The following is a 21,032-nucleotide window of genomic DNA, read 5'->3' as shown; positions in this document are numbered from 1 at the left end:
AACAGTAGGTGTTAATGCTGAAATAGTTACATAAATCGTTACTAATTATTAGATATTAAAAGGAGAGAGTAAAATGAAAATTATAGCTTTGAAATTTTATAAAAATGGCGAGATGAGGGAGGCGTTTGCACTAGGTGGCTCTATGAAGAAAGAAGATGTGGACCAAAATAAAGTATACCCAGCTAGTTTACAAAATTATTTAATAGACACAGGAAAAGAACTTATTTTAGTTGACACAGGACTTCCAGTTGAAACAGCACCTTTTGAACGAACTCCAAATCAAATGTTATACATGGGAGATAAAATCGCTGATTTTGTAACAGCTCTAAAAAATGTTGGATATAAACCTTCTGATATTGATAAAGTTGTAATTACTCATAAACATCCTGATCATTCTGGAGAGCTGAGATTATTTGATGATTCTAAAATTTATGTATCTGAAACTGAAGCAAATGATATGAAATTGGATTCAAAGAATATAATCAAAGTTAAATTTGAGGATGGTAAATATAAAAACTTTGAGAGCAGTCAGATAATAGCTGATGGGGTTAGGATGTTACCTGCACCTGGTCATACTAATGGAAATTCTATAGTTGTTGTAGAAGATAATGCATTATATTACATTATTCATGGGGATATAACATACACAGATGAGGCCTTAAGAAGGAATGAACTCTCAGTTGTATTTGAGGATAAAGACTTAGCCGCTAAAAGTTTATCAAAGGTTAGAGAATTTATTAAGCAAAACGATACAGTTTATTTATCAACCCATACTCCTGAAGGTTTCAATTCTTTAGAGAAAAAATTGGTTATGAAATTATAATAAGTTATGTATAAATAAATCTAATATTAAAATAAAGGGGATTATAAAATGTTAAATTTTGATTATTCAATACCAACAGAAGTGTTTTTTGGAAAAGATAAAATAGATAAACTTGCAGAGAACGTAAAGAAGTATGGTTCCAAAGTTTTGCTTGTTTACGGTGGCGGTAGCATAAAGAAAAGTGGATTATATGGTAAAATCACAGATATATTTAAGGAAAATGAAATAAACTTCTTCGAGTTATCAGGTGTAGAGCCTAACCCAAGAATATCAAGCGTAAGAAAAGGGATTGAAATATGCAGAGAAAATAAAGTAGAACTTATACTTGCTGTAGGTGGAGGAAGTGTAATTGATTGTTCAAAGGTAATAGCAGCTGGCTATTACTATGATGGGGATGCATGGGATATTGTACTTGATCCAAGAAAAATAAATAAAGTTCTCCCAATTGCAACTATACTAACATTAGCGGCGACTGGTTCTGAAATGGATGCAGGAGCAGTAATTACAAATCTAGAAACTAGTGAAAAATTAGGCACTGGTAATAAAGATATGGCTCCTAAGTTTTCAATACTAGACCCTACTAATACATTTTCAGTGCCTGCAAATCAAACAGCGGCGGGTACAGCTGATATAATGAGCCATATTTTTGAAGTGTATTTTAGTAATACAAATGAAGCTTTTATGCAAAATAGAATGGCAGAAGCACTTCTTAAAACTTGTATAAAATATGGAGAAATAGCAATGTCTGACCCTACAAACTATGAAGCAAGATCTAATTTAATGTGGACATCAAGTCTTGCTATAAATGGCCTATTAAGTTATGGAAAAGAAACAGAGTGGAGTGTTCATGGAATGGAGCATGAGTTAAGTGCATTCTATGATATTACTCATGGAGTTGGTCTTGCAATTTTAACACCACATTGGATGGAGTATGCACTAAATGATAATACAGTAAACAAGTTTGTTGAATATGGAGTTAATGTTTGGGGACTTGATGCTAGTTGTGACAAATATGAAATAGCTCATAATGCTATTAAAAAAACAAGAGAGCACTTTGTATCATTAGGAATACCTTCCACATTAAGAGAAGTTGGAATTAAGGAAGAAAAACTAGAAGAAATGGCAAAACAAGCTACTGTACGCGGAAAACTTGGAAGCTTCAAACCTTTAGATGCACAGGACGTACTAAATATATATAAAGCTGCTTTTTAAAAAATATTATTTATAAGAGGAGAAAAAGAATATGAACTTAATTGAAATTTTAAACACACGTTATTCTGCAAAGGAGTTTGATTCTACAAAGAAAATTTCTGATGAAGATTTAATCAAAATCAAGGCTCTTTTAAGACTTAGTGCATCTAGTGTTAATGCTCAACCATGGCACTTTGTAATTGCAAATACAGATGAGGGTAAAAAGCAAATTAGTAAAAGTACTCAAGGCTTTTTTAATTTTAATGAAGCTAAAGTGTTAGGGGCATCTCATGTTGTTGTATTTTGTTCAAGAACTGATATGGATGAAGAATATTTGCTTCATGTATTAGAAAAAGAGGATGCTGATGGTCGGTTTACTGAGAAAGAATTTAAAGATAACCAACACATGGGTCGTTCAAAATTTGTAAATATACATCGTGATGATGAAAAAGATTTACAAGATTGGATGGATAAACAAGTGTATTTAAACATGGGTAGTCTTTTATTAGGTGTTGCGGCTCTTGGCATTGATGCTGTACCAATGGAAGGTTTTGATAAGGAAGTTTTAGATGAAGAGTTAGGGTTACGTAAAAAAGGATATACAGCAGTTGCTATAGTTGGATTAGGTTATCGCAGTGGTAATGATTTTAACTCTGAATTACCTAAATCTAGATTAAAAGAGGATGAAATCATTACTATCATCTAATAGATAAAATATAGTAAAAAGGAGAAGAAATATGAATAAAAAAATATTATTAATATCTACAAGTGAAAGTAATATGAATGGTCATCCAACTGGATTATGGTTAGAGGAACTTGCAGAACCATACAATGTATTCAAAAAGGCTGGATTAGAAGTAGACATAGCTTCAATTTTAGGTGGGAAAGTAATATTAGATAAAGTTTCTATTCCAAATGGAATTCCGAGTGAATATGAAGTGGCCTACAAATTACTAGAGAATACACAATCTTTAGAAACTGCCATGAAAAATTCTTATGATGCTATATTATTTGCAGGTGGTCATGGTCCCTTAATGGACTTCGTAAACAACAAAAATATAGAAGAATTAATTTTAGATACCTATAATAATGGAAATATTGTAGCTGGGGTATGTCATGGTGTTGCAGCTTTTGTTAATATTAAAAACAAAGATGGAAAATATTTTGTAGATGGTAAAAATTTAACTGCTTTTACTGATTCTGAAGAAGTGCTTGCGGGTTTAGAAGATAAGGTTCCTTTCGCCGTAGAAAGTAGATTAAGAGAGCAAGGAGCAATTATCGATAAAGGTGCAGATTTTACTGCGAAAGTAGTTGTAGACAAAAATTTTATAACTGGTCAAAATCCTCAATCAAGCCATAAAATAGCTGAGGTAATTTTAGAAAATTTAATTAATAACAAATAAATATAATTAAAGAACTCGCTGTAAAGCGAGTTCTTTCAGACTGTTGACAAACATAAAATGTAAAACACTCTAATTTAAAATTGGAGTGTTTTTTTTCATATTCAAAAAGGATTTTACAACATCAATGTCGAATATATATAGTATACAAACTTTATAATTCGGAGGGTTTAGTTATGATTAATGAAAAGAACTTCACACAACAAAAATTAGAAATGGTATATTTAGAGGATTTAGTTCCTAAAGACCATATTCTCAGAAATATAGATAAATACATGGATTTCTCTTTCATAAGAGAATTGACTCAAAAATATTATTGTTTAGATAATGGAAGACCTGGCGTAGATCCTATTTTACTCTTCAAAATGCTGTTTATTGGATACCTATTTGGAATAAAATCTGAGCGACAACTTGTAAAGGAAATTGAAGTAAATGTAGCTTATAGATGGTTTTTAGGACTAAGCCTTACTGATGTTATTCCAGATCATTCAACAATTAGCCAAAATAGACGTAGACGATTTAAAGGAACTGACGTGTTCCAAAAAATATTTGACGAAGTCGTATTTAAGGCTATAAATCTTAAGATGGTAACTGGTAAAATACTTTACACAGATTCTACACACCTAAAAGCAAATGCTAATAAGCGAAAGCTTGTGAAAATTGAAGTTGAAAAAACACCTAAAGAATATGTAGCTGATCTTAATAAAGCTGTAGAGGAAGATAGAATAAATCACGGTAAAAGACCTTTGAAAGTGAAAGAACCTGTTACCATAATAAAAGAAATTAAAGTTAGCACAACTGACCCCGACAGCGGATATATGATGAGAGATGGCAAGCCGGAAGGCTTCTCCTATTTAGATCACAGAACTGTGGACAGTAAACACAATATAATTACTGATGTTTATGTTACTCCTGGAAATATAAATGATGTTGATCCTTATATCGATAGATTGGATGTGCAAATAAAAAAATTTAATTTTAATACAAAATATGTTGGTGCCGATGCTGGTTATGCTACAAATCTTATATGTAAAGAACTATTTGAGAGAGAATTAAAATCTGTAATGGGATATAGAAGGTCTCCACATACAAAAGGAATGTACACTAAAAATAAATTTCAATATGTTAAAGAGAAGGACATATATGTTTGCCCTGACTTAAGGGCTTTGCATTATAAAACGACAACTAGAGATGGATATAAAGAGTATGTTGGGAATGCAAAAGATTGCAAAGAATGCCCAAATAGAACTCAATGTTTTTCTGATAAAAGTAAGGTTAAAACTGTTAGAAGACATGTTTGGGAAATGTATAAAGAAGATGTTGTAAAGTTTACCAAAACGGATAAGGGTAGAAATATATATAGAAGAAGGAAAGAAACTATAGAGCGAAGCTTCGCAGATTCTAAACAACTGCATGGGCTTCGCTATTGCCATATGCGCGGATTAGAAAATGTGCAAGAGCAGTGTCTGCTTACAGCAGCAGTGCAAAATATGAAAAAGATAGCTAGCCTACTATCTTCCATGTTTTTTTATTTTATAACTAAAAACCTGTTGCATGTTACTAATTTATCTATAAATCAAAATGCTATCGCATAATTGCATATAAAAACCCAGTACAATAAAAAATTATACTGGGTTTGTAAACAACCTGAAAGAACTCGCTGTAAAGCGAGTTCTTTCAGACTGTTGACAAACATAAAATGTAAAACACTCTAATTTAAAATTGGAGTGTTTTTTTCATATTCAAAAAGGATTTTACAACATCAATGTCGAATATATATAGTATACAAACTTTATAATTCGGAGGGTTTAGTTATGATTAATGAAAAGAACTTCACACAACAAAAATTAGAAATGGTATATTTAGAGGATTTAGTTCCTAAAGACCATATTCTCAGAAATATAGATAAATACATGGATTTCTCTTTCATAAGAGAATTGACTCAAAAATATTATTGTTTAGATAATGGAAGACCTGGCGTAGATCCTATTTTACTCTTCAAAATGCTGTTTATTGGATACCTATTTGGAATAAAATCTGAGCGACAACTTGTAAAGGAAATTGAAGTAAATGTAGCTTATAGATGGTTTTTAGGACTAAGCCTTACTGATGTTATTCCAGATCATTCAACAATTAGCCAAAATAGACGTAGACGATTTAAAGGAACTGACGTGTTCCAAAAAATATTTGACGAAGTCGTATTTAAGGCTATAAATCTTAAGATGGTAACTGGTAAAATACTTTACACAGATTCTACACACCTAAAAGCAAATGCTAATAAGCGAAAGCTTGTGAAAATTGAAGTTGAAAAAACACCTAAAGAATATGTAGCTGATCTTAATAAAGCTGTAGAGGAAGATAGAATAAATCACGGTAAAAGACCTTTGAAAGTGAAAGAACCTGTTACCATAATAAAAGAAATTAAAGTTAGCACAACTGACCCCGACAGCGGATATATGATGAGAGATGGCAAGCCGGAAGGCTTCTCCTATTTAGATCACAGAACTGTGGACAGTAAACACAATATAATTACTGATGTTTATGTTACTCCTGGAAATATAAATGATGTTGATCCTTATATCGATAGATTGGATGTGCAAATAAAAAAATTTAATTTTAATACAAAATATGTTGGTGCCGATGCTGGTTATGCTACAAATCTTATATGTAAAGAACTATTTGAGAGAGAATTAAAATCTGTAATGGGATATAGAAGGTCTCCACATACAAAAGGAATGTACACTAAAAATAAATTTCAATATGTTAAAGAGAAGGACATATATGTTTGCCCTGACTTAAGGGCTTTGCATTATAAAACGACAACTAGAGATGGATATAAAGAGTATGTTGGGAATGCAAAAGATTGCAAAGAATGCCCAAATAGAACTCAATGTTTTTCTGATAAAAGTAAGGTTAAAACTGTTAGAAGACATGTTTGGGAAATGTATAAAGAAGATGTTGTAAAGTTTACCAAAACGGATAAGGGTAGAAATATATATAGAAGAAGGAAAGAAACTATAGAGCGAAGCTTCGCAGATTCTAAACAACTGCATGGGCTTCGCTATTGCCATATGCGCGGATTAGAAAATGTGCAAGAGCAGTGTCTGCTTACAGCAGCAGTGCAAAATATGAAAAAGATAGCTAGCCTACTATCTTCCATGTTTTTTTATTTTATAACTAAAAACCTGTTGCATGTTACTAATTTATCTATAAATCAAAATGCTATCGCATAATTGCATATAAAAACCCAGTACAATAAAAAATTATACTGGGTTTGTAAACAACCTGAAAGAACTCGCTGTAAAGCGAGTTCTTTAATTTGTAGCAAATTCACGTTGTAAAAGGATTGCGATAAATTTGTTTTTCTAATGGAAACAAGAAACAAGAAACATAAAAGATGACGAAATTATCACTCAAAGATTATTAAGCAGAGCTGAATTTGAATATTTATTAAATAGAAATTAACTATAATATTGGAAAGAACTACTCTCAGATTAACATACACATCATAGTATATTCATTGAAAATTTGATATAATGTTACTATGATAAATATAATTATTATAAAGGATGTGAAAGTTTTGGAACTAAAGGATACAGATATTGATATAATAAAAGAATTTTTAATTGAAAAAATAAAACCATTTCTTATATATATATTTGGATCATATGCAAAAGGGACCTCACGCTCAAATAGTGATATTGATATAGCATTTTTAAGTGATGAAGATTTTAGTGAATATGAAATATTTATGAATGCACAAGAATTAGCAGGTTTACTTAATAGAGAAATTGATCTTGTAGACTTAAAAAAGTCATCTACAGTATTTAAAGCTCAAGTAGTTGGGACGGGAAAAACAATTTTTTGTAATAATGATACGAGAAGAATGTATTTTGAAATGTATACATTTAAAGAATATGCTTTATTAAATGAAGAACGAGCAGTTATATTAGAGAATATAAAGAAAAGAGGAAATATATATGGGGAATGATGTGATTTATAATAAGGTTGAAATTATTGAAAGATGCTTTTGAGGTTTTGTGTAGTAATGGTTTAATTAACAGTAACTTAATGAATAAGTTAAAAGCTATGGTTGGATTTAGAAACATAGCAGTACATAACTACCAAGCTATTAATTTGAAAATTGTGCAAGAGATTATAGAAAAACATTTAAGTGATATTAGCGAGTTTTCTAAGATTATTATGAAGAAAATATAAAAGGGGTTTTTCAATAGGGAAATCCCTTTTATAATAAATAGAAATTGACCACTAGTGAAGCAACTGATGGAATATACCTAGTAGGTTATGACTTAGTAATCGGTACTTAATTAAGAAATGTAATTTAAAATATTTATAGAAATGTCTGAATGAAAAAATTAGTTAAAAGGCTGTAGCTAGAATATACTATAATAGTAGGGGGTGAGTGTTATGGATGCTATAATGGAATTTATATTTGACATGCTAATTAAGTTAGTAACAGGTAAAAAACCAAAACGTAAGTTAATAGAGAGAGAAAATAGTACTAAAGGATATAATAAAGATAATCATTTTGATAAAGCAGTAAATAAGTATAGTAAACATTCAATATCAACTGAAAGTAAGAATAGAGAAACAAAAGTAATCACTGAGATATTAGAATTTGATATTAAAAGTGGAATGATTGGGTATACTGAAAATGGTTCAGGAAGGTTAATAATATTAAATAATAAATAGAAATTGAGTGGGGTAACATTGAAGTATTCATCATGCATAAAATAAGAACTATTACAAGAAACGGGTATTCATTTTAAAAGATGGATGCCCTATTTTAGATTTCTGCTAAATTTAAATACATTATTCTAAAATATATATTTTGAAACTTAAACTTTATATGATAGCTATATATAAATATGTGTCAAAAAAATATTATTATAAATATGTAAAATCGGATTAGAATCAATGATTTATGCAGATATTAGCTTAATCTAATAAGTTTTGTCACTATAACGAATTTCTATTAAGAAAAAAATAGACGACAATTTTGCAATATTTAATAATTGAACTTGCAAAAGTGCAAATATTATGATATAGTATTGTAAATAATTAGTAAAAAAATTAAAAATATTTTATTAATGAGAAAGGAGTAATTGTATGTCAAAATACATTCTAAAGAGAATCTTCTCTAGTATTATCACTTTATGGGTGGTCATTACTGCAACATTTATACTTGCACACATAATTCCTGGTGGTCCTTTTGATAGGGACAAGATCCTTCCACCAGAAGTAATGAAAAATATTCAACAAAGATATAATTTGGATAAACCTTTAACATGGCAATATCAGGATTATATTAGTCATTTAGTTAAATTAGATCTTGGACCTTCCTTTCAGCAAAGAGGAACATCAGTTAACGATATTATTAATAGAGGGTTTCCTGTGTCTGCAAGATTAGGAGTTGTTGCAGTTTCTATATCATTAGTCTTTGGAATAATTCTTGGTATAATATCTGCTTATAAACAAGGCAAGTGGGAGGACAACCTGGCAATGTTTATAAGTACATTAGGTGTTACCATACCATCATTTGTAGTTGCAACTCTTCTTATATATGTATTTGGAGAAACACTTAGATGGCTTCCTGTATTTGGGCTTTCAAGTCCGAAACACTATATTTTGCCTGCCATTGCTCTATCCGGGTTTTCAATGGCTTTTGTTTCAAGACTTATACGATCGAGTTTGCTCGAAGTTATTCGTCAAGATTATATTAGAGCTGCAAGAGCAAGAGGACTATCTGAAATGTCAATTGTTTTTGTACATTCTTTAAGAAATGCTGTACTTCCTGTAATTACTTATATTGGTCCTTTAGTAGCCTCAATTTTAACTGGAAGTTTTGTGGTAGAAAGAATTTTTACAATACCTGGACTAGGCAGATCATTTGTTGATAGTATAGCTAACAGAGATTATACCTTAGTCCTTGGAGTGACAGTTTTCTACAGTATATTATTAATTGTATGTAATCTTTTAGTAGATATTATTTATGCATTAGTTGATCCTAGGATTAATATTGAAGGGTAGTGGTAAACATGACTGAAAATAGTTTAAGGAAAACACCTAATTTTAAATCCGTAAGCATTGATAGAAGAAAGAGTCACATAACGACAAGAGAAAGCCAAACTTACTGGCAAGATGCAGTTCGTAGACTTAAAGAAAACAAAATCGCTATGATTTCAATGTTTGTAATTATTAGTGTAATAATTATGGCAATTGTTGGTCCATTTATAAGCAAATTCAATTATTCATCAAATAACCTTTTAAATTCAAACATGTGGCCAGATAAAATTCATTGGTTTGGAACAGATGAATTAGGAAGAGATTTATTTGTAAGAGTTATGTACGGAGCTAGAATATCTCTTTCTGTAGGTTTTGTAGCTGCAATTATTAATTTAACTATAGGTGTATTTTATGGTGGTATTGCAGGTTATTATGGTGGAAATGTTGATAATATAATGATGCGTATTGTAGATGTTCTGTATAGTATACCAATGATGCTTTACGTTATACTTTTAATGGTTGTTTTAGGTAAAAGTCTCCTCAATGTATTTATAACTCTTGGAATTATATATTGGGTTGGGATGGCTCGTATTGTAAGGAGCCAAGTTTTATCCTTAAAAGAGCAAGAGTTCATATTAGCCGCAAAAGCTGCAGGTGCTAGTAAATTTAGGATTATTTTAAGACATCTAATACCTAATTCTATGGGTGCTATAATAGTTACTTTAACACTTTCTATACCTGAAGCTATTTTCACAGAAGCTTTTTTGAGCTTCATTGGACTTGGTGTTGCTGCTCCAATGTCGAGTTGGGGAACATTATGCAATGATGCTTTAGCAACATATAAAACATATCCATATCAATTATTTATACCGGCTTTAGCTATTTCAATTACAATGATTGCTTTTAACCTATTTGGTGATGGCTTAAGAGATGCCCTTGATCCAAAAATGAGAAAGTAGGTGAGTTCGTGGAAGACATTTTAGAAATCAAAAATTTAAATACATCTTTTTTTACTCACGTTGGCGAAGTAAAAGCAGTTAGAAATGTATCCATCACTCTCGAAAAAGGCAGTGCTTTAGGTATTGTTGGAGAATCGGGTAGTGGGAAATCTGTAACTATGCTTTCCATAATGAAGTTATTAACTGATAATGGCAAAGTAACTGGAGGTCAAATTATATTTGATAAAACAGATATAACAAATTATAACAATAAGGCTATGAGGAGTATTCGTGGTAATTCCATTAGCATGATATTTCAAGATCCTATGACTTCTCTTAATCCTGTTCTGACCATTGGTAAGCAAATGATAGAGCCTATTATGTTACATAAAAAGCTCTCAAAACAAGAAGGAAAAAAACTAGCAATAGATATGCTTAAGCTTGTTGGGATTTCAAGTCCTGAAACAAGATTAAAACAGTATCCTCATGAATTTTCAGGTGGTATGCGGCAAAGAGTAATGATTGCAATAGCTATTTCCTGTAATCCAAAACTAATAATTGCCGATGAACCAACAACAGCACTTGATGTAACTATTCAAGCTCAAATACTAGAGTTATTTAAGGATGTAAGAAAAAAACTTAATACTTCAATTATATTGATAACACATGACCTCGGAATTGTAGCAGATCTTTGCGACAGTGTTAACGTAATGTATGGTGGATGTATAGTTGAGCGTGGAAGCACAAGAGAAATTTTTTATAATGCAAAACATCCTTATACTTGGGGGCTTTTAAATAGTGTGCCCAATCCTAAAACTCTAATAAGAGAAAAATTAAACCCTATAGAGGGGCAACCACCGGATTTATTAGACCCTCCTAAAGGATGTCCCTTTGCTCCTAGGTGTGACTATGCAATGGAAGTATGTTTAACTGACATGCCTGAGGATTTTGTAATTACAAAGGAGAGTTCTGCTGGTAGCATTCACAGCGCTGCTTGTTGGCTTAATCACCCTGATGCCCCAAAGGTAGAAAGAAAACTTAGGGAGGCGCAGAAACTATGAATAACCAAGAGACTTTATTGTCAATAAAAAATTTAACAAAATATTTTCCAGTTAAAAAAAAGCTTTTCAGTAAAGAAACAAGTTTTGTCAAAGCCGTTGATGATATAAGTTTTGATATAAAAAAAGGAGAAACTTTAGGCCTAGTAGGTGAATCGGGTTGTGGAAAGACAACCTGTGGTAGAACCCTTTTAAAACTATATGAACCAACCTCTGGTGAAATTATATACAATGGGCAACATATTGAAACCCTTTCTCCAAAGGAAATGCTTTCTTATAGGAAGAAAATGCAAATAATATTCCAAGACCCATATGCTTCTCTTGATTCGAGGATGACAGTTGGTGATATCATTGGTGAAACAATAGATATTCATAAACTTTCAACTGGAAATGTACGAAAAGAAAGAATTAAACAACTATTAGACATTGTTGGACTTAATAATGAGCATATAAATAGATACCCTCACGAATTTTCAGGTGGTCAAAGACAAAGGATAGGAATTGCTAGAGCCTTAGCAATTGAACCTGAGTTTATAGTTTGTGATGAACCTATTTCAGCCCTTGATGTTTCTATTCAAGCTCAAATAGTAAATATGTTAGAAGAATTACAGCAAAATATGGGGCTTACTTATCTTTTTATTGCTCATGACTTATCTATGGTAAAACATATTTCAAATAGAGTTGGAGTAATGTATTTAGGTAAAATGATGGAAATCGGTGAGAGTAACGAGGTATATTTGCATCCTTTGCATCCATACACTCAAGCACTATTATCTTCAATACCATTACCAGACCCGGATGAAGCTGCAGCAAGTAAAAGAATTATACTTAAGGGAGATATTCCAAGTCCTATAGACCCACCTGTGGGATGTAGGTTCGCAGGTAGATGTAAATTTGTTAAAGATATTTGTATAACCGAAACCCCTATATTAAAGAATATGGGTGGAGATCATAGTGTAGCTTGTCATCTTTATTAAATGACAGATATAATATATTAATTTATCAAAATTTTGATATTTAATTTTAAGGGGGATGTTAATTATGAATAAGAAAAGTTTAAGTAAAAAATTAACTATGGCTCTGTGCATTGTACTTGCTATGGCTACATTATCAGGTTGTGGAAGCAAAACATCTGTAAAGGAAACAACAAAAGATGAGCAATCTATTGTTTATAATTTGAAAGAAGAACCAGATACAATAGATCCAGGTCTACTTACAACTGTAGATGGAATGACAGTAGCGAATCAAGTTTTCGAGGGTTTAACCAGGCTTGATGAAACTAATAAAGCAGTACCTGCTGCTGCCGAAAAGATTGATTATGATCCTGCAAATCCAACAAAATACGTTTTCCATATAAGAAAAGATGCAAAATGGTCAGATGGGAAAGCTTTAACTGCAAATGATTTTGAATATGCTTGGAAAAGAGTTTTAGCTCCAAAAACTGCATCAGATTATGCTAATCAATTATATTACTTGAAAAATGGTCAAGCGTACAATTCTGGAAAAGCTAAAGCTAGCGATGTTGGAGTAAAGGCTATAGATGCTAATACTCTTGAAGTTAATCTTGAATCTCCAACACCATACTTCTTACAACTTTGTGCCCTTTCAACATTAATGCCTGTAAGACAGGATATAGTAGAAAAAGCTCCTGAAAAATGGGCACTCACTCCTGCAACATATGTTGGAAATGGACCATTTAAACTTACTTCATGGACTCATGATGCAAGTATGGATTATGTAAAAAATGAAAATTACTGGAATAAGGCCCAGGTTAAACTTGATAAAATGAAATTTGTAATGATAGTTCAAACTACCTCTGCTCTTGCAGCTTTTGAAACAGGCGAAGTAGATTACCTTGACGAGGTACCAACAAATGACATACCCAAATTAATAAGTGATAAAAAAGCTGTTTCAGTACCCTATATAGGCAATTATTATATATCACTAAATAATAAGATAAAGGGTTTAGACAATGTTAAAGTTAGAAAAGCTTTATCTTTAGCTATTGATAGATCTTTACTTATAAAAGCAGTGTGGAAAGATCCTCGTAAACCTGCAACAGCATGGATTCCATACGGTATTGCTGATTCAGATGCAACAAAGCAGTTTAGAACTGTAGGTGGAGATTTCTATAAAGGAACAGCAGATGTTGCTGCTGCGAAGAAGCTTCTTGCTGAGGCTGGTTACCCTAATGGAAAAGGATTCCCTGTACTTGAATATGCTTACAATAAAAATGAGACTCACGCAAAAGTAGCTCAAGCAGTACAAGATATGTGGAAGAAAAATTTAGGAATAACTGTGAAACTAACAGAAGTTGATTGGAAAGTATTCGTTCCACAAAGAAAATCAGGAAATTATCAAATATCTAGAGATGGATGGATTGGTGACTATATGGATCCAATGACTTTTATGGACATTCTTGTGACCAATAATGGAAACAATGACCCTAAATACAGTAATCTAAAATACGATGCATTAATAGCTAGTGCAAAAGTAGAAAAAGATCCCGCTAAGCGAATGGTAACAATACATGATGCAGAAAAGATATTGATGGATGATATGCCAATGATTCCAGTAGCTTTTTATGTTAGTAATGTAGCTTGCAAAACTTATGTTAAAGGAGTTCGTAAAATACCTACTGGTATGATGTACTTTGACAGAGCATATGTAGAAGGTAAATCTAAAGCAGAATAGTTTATTTTAAAGCCGGGGGATACCCGGCTGTTTTCTATTAATTTATTAATTACAAGGAAATAGGTGGTGATTCAAAATGCTCAAAAATATTCTTCTAAATTATTTAAGTGATGCTAAATTAAAATATTCAATTTATATTAAGGATCTAAATCACGGGGATATTTGTGAAATAAATCAATTTAAAATAGTATCTTCTGCTTCCATAATAAAACTTTTTATCATGGGGTCAACTTTAGAAAGAGTATCCAATGGGACCTTATCTTTAAAAGATAGGATAACTATAAATAAAAAAGAAAAAGTTCCATTTAGTATTTTAACTCTTCTTGACGATGATAATTCATATACTATAAATGATTTAATTTTATTAATGATTATACAAAGTGACAATACAGCAACTAACAAACTCATTGATATCATAGGCTTCGGTTCTATTAATGATTTCATAAAAAAGCATAATTTTAACAGCTCTACTCTGCAAAGAAAGATGATGGACAATGAATCTAGACTTAAGGGTATTGACAATTTATGCAATATTTCTGATTGCGTTCTATTCCTAGAACTTATCTATAATGGTAAACTAATTAATGAAGAATATAGTAAACTCATGGTAAGTATATTAACTCACCAGTTAGACGATTCAATGATGAAAATTAATTTACCTGCTAATATTACTATAGCCCATAAAACTGGAGATTTAGACTTTTTAAAGCATGATGTTGGTATTGTATATACATCTAAAACCGATTATATTTTTTCTATGTTTACCTGGGAAGCTATCAGCGATAATTACGCGAAAAACTTAATAGGTAATGTTTCCAAAATAACTTATGATTATTTTATGAATGGAGGAAAATATTTTGAAAATCACTGATATTGAAATAGGACATATTTCTGTGCCTTTAAAAACACCTTTTAAAACAGCTATAAGAACCGTAACTTCTGTGGAAGATACTATAGTTATGATTAAAACAGATTCAATTAGCGTTGGCTATGGTGAGGCTCCACCTACTGGTGTAATAACTGGCGACACTAGAGGCGCTATCGCTTCTGCTATTAATGATCATATTAAAAAAGCAATTGTAGGTATGGACATAGAAAATTTTCAAGAAATCATGATCAAGTTGAACAAGTGTATTGTTAAAAATACTAGTGCCAAAGCCGCTATAGATATGGCTCTTTATGATCTTTATGGACAATTATATAAAGCACCCTTATATAAGTTACTTGGCGGTTATAGAAATGAACTTATAACTGATATCACTATAAGTGTAAATGACCAAGAGGTGATGGCTAAAGATAGTTTTCACGCAATTGGACTTGGCTATAAAACACTAAAAATAAAAGTAGGTACCGATTCGGCCACAGATATAAAAAGGTTAAAAGCTATAAGGGACATTGTTGGTGGAGGCGTGAATATCAGGATTGATGCAAATCAAGGCTGGAAACCTAAAGAAGCTGTTTTGACACTTAGAAAAATGGAGGATGCTGGACTAGATATTGAATTTGTTGAACAACCTGTTAAGGCCCATGATATAGAAGGTTTAAAGTTTGTTACTGATAATGTTTCTATACCAGTTATGGCCGATGAGAGTGCTTTTTCTCCTATGGATGCGCTTAAAATTATGCAGATTCGTGCGGCTGATCTCATCAATATAAAGCTTATGAAGACTGGTGGAATTTACAATGCATTAAAGATATGTTCAATAGCCGAGGTATATGGCGTTGAATGTATGATGGGCTGCATGTTAGAAGCAAAAATCAGTGTTACAGCAGCTGCGCATCTTGCAGCTGCCAAAAGCATTATTACAAAAATAGATTTAGATGGTCCAATACTCTGTAGTGCTGATCCCATAATAGGTGGTTCGATTTTTAATGAAAGTCTAATAAAGTTTTCAAATGCACCTGGCCTTGGAATTAGTGGAATATTGGGGATTAATAAAAAATTTTAACATTTACTATTTTTAGCACTATAACTAGCGAGGTGTGTTTATGTATAATGATGATTATAAATTTCCTGATTTTATGAAGAAAGCTTCCTTTTGGATGAAAGATATTAATGATGCAAAAAAGACAATATTATCTACTGATGAAATTAAAAAGTTCAATAATAACCTTAAACTTAAAATAACTTCTTTATATGATTTAGATAGTATCGATGATACTATATCTTCTAAAACTCTCAGAAATCACATACAATCATATAAACTGCCCATGAAAGATATGTATGATATAAATGGTGAGTTACTTCATAATGATTATTTAAAAAAAATCATGGTTAATACTAACCTAGAAGAGATCAAGGATTTTACTTTGATAAAATACGGTATGAGTATAAGAAAGACATCAGTACGAAGTTTTCCTGTAAATAACCCGGCTTTTTCCTCTATAGAGCATAGTAAAATAAATAATTTTGATAGGTTTCAAGAAACCAGTTGCTTTCCCTTTGAACCAGTATTAATACTCCATCAAAGCGCGGATAAACAGTGGTATTTTGTAAACATTTATAATTATTTTGGATGGGTTAAAGCTGATGATATAGCATTAGCTACAGATAAAGAAGAAGTTTTTGAGTATGCTACAAGCAAAGATTTTTTAATGGTTATAGCCAAAGAAACCACTTTGACTCTAAATAAAAAAAACTCTTCACCAATAACTATAAAATGTGGAATGGGTACAAGGCTTTGTTACTTAAATAATCATGAATCTAACTTAGTTCAGGATTATAAAGTAAGATTTCCAACACGGGGTAGTCGCGGTGACCTTCTTTTTGAAACTGGTATTATAAGTAAAAATAAAGATATTATAAAAGGAAATCTTCCCTATACAAGGTATAATATAATAAATCAGGCACTTAAATTTATTGGTACACCCTACGATTGGGGAGATAAGTTTTCTGGAAAAGACTGTTCCAGCTTTATCCTAACAATTTATAAGTGTTTTGGAATCTTACTTCCACGTAATGACGATCACCAGGAAAATAGTTTTGTAAATGATGTTAATTCTATCGTTTTCAATAAAGCTGATATTCTAAATAAAAGATACTATAAAATTGATAAGTTAAAACCAGGTGCTGCAATCTTTATGCAAGGGCATGTAATGATGTACCTTGGCAAATATAAAGAGACTCATTATATGGTTCATAGTTTTTCACAATACGGTGTTAAAAAGGGATCATCATATGAAACACATACTGCCTTGATGGTTGCAATTTCCACCGTAGATCTATTAAGCGCAAGTGGTATACCTTTTATACAAAAATTCACTTCTGCAGTACATTATGAATAATAAAACCTTAAAGGGAGAGTAATAATGAAAGACTTTTTTTTGTTTTTTCCAATATTAATAATAGTTTGGTTAGGGCATGCAATAAAATATATTGTTGAAATTGTTTCAGAAAAATTGGTTTCGATATTCAGGCATTAGCGGAATTTGTTGAAAATTTTCTAATTAACATATTATAAGATATATAGTAATCATATAATAAAGTGAAAAACTGCTACAAAAACTACCAAACTGCATGTTGCATTTAGGTAGTTTTTATTTATTTGAAAAAACTTTTGTGTTGATTATGACTGAAATGTGACTGATTCAAGTTTATCTTATGATTTGTTAAGGACTTAGATGAGAGTAAGTAAGGACTAATATATGACCAATTCATGGTAATATTTGTTTATAGTCATTATTAAGTAAGAAACTAAGGGAAATTGATTTAAAAGGGGGATAAGAAATGTTATGTGCACTTATAATGGCAGGAGGTAAAGGAACGAGGTTTTGGCCTTTATCCACAGAAGAAAAGCCAAAGCAATTCTTAAAACTTTTAGGTGAAGATACAATGCTTCAAATGAGTGTTAAAAGGCTGGAAAAACTTATTCCTATAGAAAGAATATTTATAGTTACAGGCACTCGGTATATGGACTTGGTTAGGGAGCAGATTCCTAATTTGCCACTTCAAAATATTATTGTAGAGCCAGTAGGAAAAAACACTGCGCCTTGTATTGCTCTCTCTGCTTTTCATATTGATAAAATATATGAAGATGCAACAATAGCAGTACTTCCGTCTGATCATCTTATTAAAAATGAAGCGAGTTTTTTAGAAGTCTTAAACTGCGCTGATGAATTTGTGAATGAAAATACAGAGGCAATAGTTACTATAGGTATGAAACCAGATAGAGCCGAAACGGGTTATGGATATATAAATTATGGCGATATGAACTGTGATTTAAATGGCAACGAGCTGCGAGAAGTTAAAAACTTTGTAGAAAAACCAGATTCACATAAGGCTAATGAGTATTTAAAAGATGGAAACTATCTTTGGAACGGTGGAATGTTTATTTGGAAGGCAACAAACATTTTAAAACTTACGAAGCAATATTTACTAAATACTTTTGAAGTCTTAAGTGAGATAGCAGCAACAAGGGAAGAAGATTATCATAAAGTATTACAAGAAAAATATATTAATATTGATAGTATATCTGTAGATTTTGGAATTATGGAAAAAGCAAAAGACATATATGTTATACCAGCTGATTTTGGATGGGATGATGTAGGAAGCTGGGAAGCTATTGAAAGATATAGGGAAAAAGACAATAATAACAATGTTTGTATGGGTAATGTAAAAAAATTTGATTGTAGTAATAACATTATTATTAGTAATGGTAAACCTATAGTTATTTCAGGACTTCAAGATACATTTGTGCTTGAATCCGATGATATGATATTTATTGGTAAAAAAGATGGTATGGAGAGTATAAGTGAACTTAAAAATAGAATTAGTTAGCATAAAGGGGTGTATTATAGGTGAAAAGAGCATTAATAACAGGAATAACAGGGCAAGATGGATCGTATTTAACTGAATTATTATTAGAAAAAGGTTATGAAGTACATGGAATAATAAGGCGGGCTAGTTCTTTTAATACAAAAAGGATAGATCATTTGTTTGAAAATCCTGAAATAGGAAATAAAACATTGTTTTTGCATCATGGTGATTTAACTGATTCAAGTAATTTAAATAGAATATTAGAAAAAGTAAAACCAGATGAAATATATAATTTAGGTGCTCAAAGCCATGTACAGGTATCGTTTGAGGTTCCAGAATATACTGCGGATACAGATGGTATGGGAACTCTTAGAATACTCGATGCAATAAAAGAAAGCGGATTAAAGTGCAAATTTTATCAAGCATCGACTTCAGAACTTTTCGGAGGATTACCTGGAACAGCGCCACAAAGTGAAAAGACGCCCTTTTATCCCAAAAGTCCGTACGGAGTAGCAAAGCTATATTCTTATTGGATAACTGTGAACTACAGAGAATCTTTTGATTTGTTTGCATGTAATGGAATATTATTCAATCATGAATCACCCAGGCGTGGAGAGACTTTTGTTACAAGAAAGGTAACAAGAGCAATTGCTAGTATTGTTTCAGGTAAACAAGAAAAATTATCTCTTGGTAATATGGATGCAAAAAGAGATTGGGGATTTGCGGGAGATTATGTACAAGCTATGTGGTTGTTACTTCAACAGGAAAAGCCGCAAGATCTTGTTATAGCAACAAATGAAACTCATACAGTTAGAGAATTTGTAGAATTAGCATTTAAAGAAATTGGTATAGACATAGAATGGGTTGGCAGCGGAGTAGAGGAAAAAGGATATGATGAATTAACAGGAAAACTTTACGTTGATATAAATCCTAAATACTTTAGACCCGCAGAAGTTGAACTACTTTGGGGAGATTGTACAAAGGCTGAAACAGAGCTTAAATGGGAGAGAAAAGTTAGTTTTAAAGAACTAGTTAAGATGATGGTAGATGGTGATATGAGAGAAATAGCTGGCATTAGTCCAGATGAGTTTATAGCCCAAACTCAAGCAGCTATAACTAAATAAGGAAGTGTTATTATGAAAACAGACAGCAAAATTTATGTAGCTGGACATAGAGGACTTGTAGGTTCAGCTATAGTTCGCAATCTGAAGGAAAAAGGATATACAAACATAATAGGAAGGAGTCATAGTGAATTAGATTTAATGAATCAGCAGGATGTTAGAAGCTTTTTAAAAAAAGAAAAACCGGAATACGTTTTTCAAGCTGCAGCGAAAGTTGGTGGAATTGGAGCTAATAGTTCATATCCAGCTGATTTTATATATGAAAATATGGAAATGCAAAACAACCTTATAAAGGCAGCACATGATTTCAAAGTTACAAAACTTTTGTTTCTAGGCAGCTCTTGTATATATCCTAAAAATTGTCCTCAACCAATTAAAGAGGAATATTTACTCTCAGGATATCTTGAACCAACAAATGAAGGTTACGCAATAGCCAAAATTGCAGGACTTAAAATGTGTCAATTTTATAAAAAACAATATGGGGACAATTTTATAAGCTGTATGCCAACTAATCTTTATGGATCAAATGACAATTATGATTTGAATAATTCACATGTTATGCCCGCACTTATTAGAAAATTCCATGAGGCTAAAGTTAATAATGAATCAGTAGTTGAAATTTGGGGAACAGGAAAGCCACTTCGTGAGTTTTTATATGTAGATGATATGGCCGATGCCTGCGTGTATTTAATGGAAAATTATGATGGTGAAGAACATGTAAATGTGGGGACTGGTAAAGAACTTACTATAGGGGAACTAGCAGAGATGGTTAAAAGGGTAGTTGGGTTTACTGGTGAGTTAATGTTTAATGGAGAGAAACCTGATGGGACTAAAAGAAAGCTTTTAGATGTTAGTAAGCTTGAGGGGACTGGATGGAAGTATAAGGTTGAGATTGAAGATGGAGTTAGGATGGAATATGAGTGGTTTAGGGAAAATTATAAATAACATTATAACGTAAAAGTAGTTACAATAATTGAATCACAAAATAATTTACACCCTCCAAAATATGGATAGACCATCTATA

Annotated in this window: 20 protein-coding genes; all 20 read left to right on the top strand. The window is 31.6% G+C overall.

What is annotated here, in order from left to right:
* Positions 1 to 73: 73 nt before the first annotated feature.
* The 20 genes from LL038_RS09975 (at position 74) to LL038_RS09880 (ending at position 20,953) form a co-directional block, all read left to right on the top strand.
* The gene (locus tag LL038_RS09975; protein WP_216126768.1) at positions 74 to 823 is read left to right on the top strand and encodes an MBL fold metallo-hydrolase; all 750 of its coding nucleotides are present in this window, start codon (positions 74 to 76) and stop codon (positions 821 to 823) included.
* 48 nt (positions 824 to 871) lie between these two features.
* A complete protein-coding gene (locus LL038_RS09970; protein WP_216126766.1) occupies positions 872 to 2,035 on the top strand; it encodes an iron-containing alcohol dehydrogenase in 1,164 nt (387 codons plus the stop codon).
* Positions 2,036 to 2,066: 31 nt separating this feature from the next.
* Positions 2,067 to 2,720: an oxygen-insensitive NAD(P)H nitroreductase gene (gene nfsB, locus LL038_RS09965; protein WP_216126764.1), complete on the top strand. Its 654-nt coding sequence runs from the start codon at positions 2,067 to 2,069 to the stop codon at positions 2,718 to 2,720.
* A gap of 31 nt (positions 2,721 to 2,751) precedes the next feature.
* Positions 2,752 to 3,417, top strand: coding sequence for a type 1 glutamine amidotransferase domain-containing protein (locus LL038_RS09960; RefSeq protein WP_216126761.1), 666 nt, complete (start codon positions 2,752 to 2,754; stop codon positions 3,415 to 3,417).
* 173 nt (positions 3,418 to 3,590) lie between these two features.
* Positions 3,591 to 5,009: an IS1182 family transposase gene (locus tag LL038_RS09955; protein ID WP_253200382.1), complete on the top strand. Its 1,419-nt coding sequence runs from the start codon at positions 3,591 to 3,593 to the stop codon at positions 5,007 to 5,009.
* Positions 5,010 to 5,228: 219 nt separating this feature from the next.
* Complete coding sequence (locus LL038_RS09950) at positions 5,229 to 6,647, top strand: IS1182 family transposase (RefSeq protein WP_253200382.1); 1,419 nt, start codon at positions 5,229 to 5,231, stop codon at positions 6,645 to 6,647.
* A gap of 347 nt (positions 6,648 to 6,994) precedes the next feature.
* Positions 6,995 to 7,405: a type VII toxin-antitoxin system MntA family adenylyltransferase antitoxin gene (mntA, locus tag LL038_RS09945; protein WP_268056051.1), complete on the top strand. Its 411-nt coding sequence runs from the start codon at positions 6,995 to 6,997 to the stop codon at positions 7,403 to 7,405.
* 26 nt (positions 7,406 to 7,431) lie between these two features.
* Positions 7,432 to 7,632 (top strand): type VII toxin-antitoxin system HepT family RNase toxin, encoded by a 201-nt coding sequence (gene hepT / locus LL038_RS09940; RefSeq protein WP_253200025.1) that lies wholly within the window; start codon positions 7,432 to 7,434, stop codon positions 7,630 to 7,632.
* Positions 7,633 to 7,842: 210 nt separating this feature from the next.
* Entirely contained in the window at positions 7,843 to 8,127 is a 285-nt protein-coding gene (locus tag LL038_RS09935) for a hypothetical protein (protein ID WP_216127765.1), read from the top strand.
* Positions 8,128 to 8,544: 417 nt separating this feature from the next.
* The gene (locus LL038_RS09930; protein WP_216127763.1) at positions 8,545 to 9,465 is read left to right on the top strand and encodes an ABC transporter permease; all 921 of its coding nucleotides are present in this window, start codon (positions 8,545 to 8,547) and stop codon (positions 9,463 to 9,465) included.
* 8 nt (positions 9,466 to 9,473) lie between these two features.
* Positions 9,474 to 10,400: an ABC transporter permease gene (locus LL038_RS09925; protein WP_216127761.1), complete on the top strand. Its 927-nt coding sequence runs from the start codon at positions 9,474 to 9,476 to the stop codon at positions 10,398 to 10,400.
* A gap of 8 nt (positions 10,401 to 10,408) precedes the next feature.
* Positions 10,409 to 11,440 carry an ABC transporter ATP-binding protein gene (locus LL038_RS09920; protein WP_216127759.1) on the top strand — a complete coding sequence of 344 codons (1,032 nt, stop codon included), beginning with the start codon at positions 10,409 to 10,411 and terminating at the stop codon, positions 11,438 to 11,440.
* Positions 11,437 to 12,414: an ABC transporter ATP-binding protein gene (locus LL038_RS09915; RefSeq protein WP_216127757.1), complete on the top strand. Its 978-nt coding sequence runs from the start codon at positions 11,437 to 11,439 to the stop codon at positions 12,412 to 12,414. Before LL038_RS09920 ends, LL038_RS09915 begins: the two co-directional genes overlap by 4 nt.
* A 64-nt stretch (positions 12,415 to 12,478) precedes the next feature.
* On the top strand, positions 12,479 to 14,131 hold the full coding sequence (locus tag LL038_RS09910; RefSeq protein WP_216127755.1) for a peptide ABC transporter substrate-binding protein: 1,653 nt from the start codon (positions 12,479 to 12,481) through the stop codon (positions 14,129 to 14,131).
* Positions 14,132 to 14,207: 76 nt separating this feature from the next.
* A complete protein-coding gene (locus LL038_RS09905; protein ID WP_216127754.1) occupies positions 14,208 to 15,002 on the top strand; it encodes a serine hydrolase in 795 nt (264 codons plus the stop codon).
* Positions 14,989 to 16,080 (top strand): dipeptide epimerase, encoded by a 1,092-nt coding sequence (locus LL038_RS09900; RefSeq protein WP_216127750.1) that lies wholly within the window; start codon positions 14,989 to 14,991, stop codon positions 16,078 to 16,080. Before LL038_RS09905 ends, LL038_RS09900 begins: the two co-directional genes overlap by 14 nt.
* 40 nt (positions 16,081 to 16,120) lie before the next feature.
* Entirely contained in the window at positions 16,121 to 17,416 is a 1,296-nt protein-coding gene (locus tag LL038_RS09895) for an SH3 domain-containing protein (RefSeq protein ID WP_216127748.1), read from the top strand.
* Positions 17,417 to 17,858: 442 nt separating this feature from the next.
* Complete coding sequence (locus LL038_RS09890) at positions 17,859 to 18,908, top strand: mannose-1-phosphate guanylyltransferase (RefSeq protein ID WP_216127746.1); 1,050 nt, start codon at positions 17,859 to 17,861, stop codon at positions 18,906 to 18,908.
* 20 nt (positions 18,909 to 18,928) lie between these two features.
* Complete coding sequence (gene gmd / locus LL038_RS09885) at positions 18,929 to 20,011, top strand: GDP-mannose 4,6-dehydratase (protein ID WP_216127744.1); 1,083 nt, start codon at positions 18,929 to 18,931, stop codon at positions 20,009 to 20,011.
* Positions 20,012 to 20,023: 12 nt separating this feature from the next.
* Positions 20,024 to 20,953: a GDP-L-fucose synthase family protein gene (locus tag LL038_RS09880; protein WP_216127742.1), complete on the top strand. Its 930-nt coding sequence runs from the start codon at positions 20,024 to 20,026 to the stop codon at positions 20,951 to 20,953.
* The last annotated feature ends 79 nt before the right edge of the window (positions 20,954 to 21,032 follow it).

Origin of the sequence: Clostridium estertheticum, from assembly GCF_026650985.1 — a bacterium.
GTDB lineage: Bacteria > Bacillota > Clostridia > Clostridiales > Clostridiaceae > Clostridium_AD > Clostridium_AD estertheticum_C.
The sequence above is the reverse complement of the archived record's forward strand: the minus strand, read 5'-3'. Positions and strand labels throughout refer to the sequence as shown.

What these genes read in the sequence shown, in the direction of transcription:
- LL038_RS09975 (WP_216126768.1), top strand. Translation starts at nt 74, where the DNA reads ATGAAAATTATAGCTTTGAAATTTTATAAAAATGGCGAGATGAGGGAG.
- LL038_RS09970 (WP_216126766.1), top strand. Translation starts at nt 872, where the DNA reads ATGTTAAATTTTGATTATTCAATACCAACAGAAGTGTTTTTTGGAAAA.
- nfsB (WP_216126764.1), top strand. Translation starts at nt 2,067, where the DNA reads ATGAACTTAATTGAAATTTTAAACACACGTTATTCTGCAAAGGAGTTT.
- LL038_RS09960 (WP_216126761.1), top strand. Translation starts at nt 2,752, where the DNA reads ATGAATAAAAAAATATTATTAATATCTACAAGTGAAAGTAATATGAAT.
- LL038_RS09955 (WP_253200382.1), top strand. Translation starts at nt 3,591, where the DNA reads ATGATTAATGAAAAGAACTTCACACAACAAAAATTAGAAATGGTATAT.
- LL038_RS09950 (WP_253200382.1), top strand. Translation starts at nt 5,229, where the DNA reads ATGATTAATGAAAAGAACTTCACACAACAAAAATTAGAAATGGTATAT.
- LL038_RS09935 (WP_216127765.1), top strand. Translation starts at nt 7,843, where the DNA reads ATGGATGCTATAATGGAATTTATATTTGACATGCTAATTAAGTTAGTA.
- LL038_RS09930 (WP_216127763.1), top strand. Translation starts at nt 8,545, where the DNA reads ATGTCAAAATACATTCTAAAGAGAATCTTCTCTAGTATTATCACTTTA.
- LL038_RS09925 (WP_216127761.1), top strand. Translation starts at nt 9,474, where the DNA reads ATGACTGAAAATAGTTTAAGGAAAACACCTAATTTTAAATCCGTAAGC.
- LL038_RS09915 (WP_216127757.1), top strand. Translation starts at nt 11,437, where the DNA reads ATGAATAACCAAGAGACTTTATTGTCAATAAAAAATTTAACAAAATAT.
- LL038_RS09910 (WP_216127755.1), top strand. Translation starts at nt 12,479, where the DNA reads ATGAATAAGAAAAGTTTAAGTAAAAAATTAACTATGGCTCTGTGCATT.
- LL038_RS09905 (WP_216127754.1), top strand. Translation starts at nt 14,208, where the DNA reads ATGCTCAAAAATATTCTTCTAAATTATTTAAGTGATGCTAAATTAAAA.
- LL038_RS09895 (WP_216127748.1), top strand. Translation starts at nt 16,121, where the DNA reads ATGTATAATGATGATTATAAATTTCCTGATTTTATGAAGAAAGCTTCC.
- LL038_RS09890 (WP_216127746.1), top strand. Translation starts at nt 17,859, where the DNA reads ATGTTATGTGCACTTATAATGGCAGGAGGTAAAGGAACGAGGTTTTGG.
- LL038_RS09880 (WP_216127742.1), top strand. Translation starts at nt 20,024, where the DNA reads ATGAAAACAGACAGCAAAATTTATGTAGCTGGACATAGAGGACTTGTA.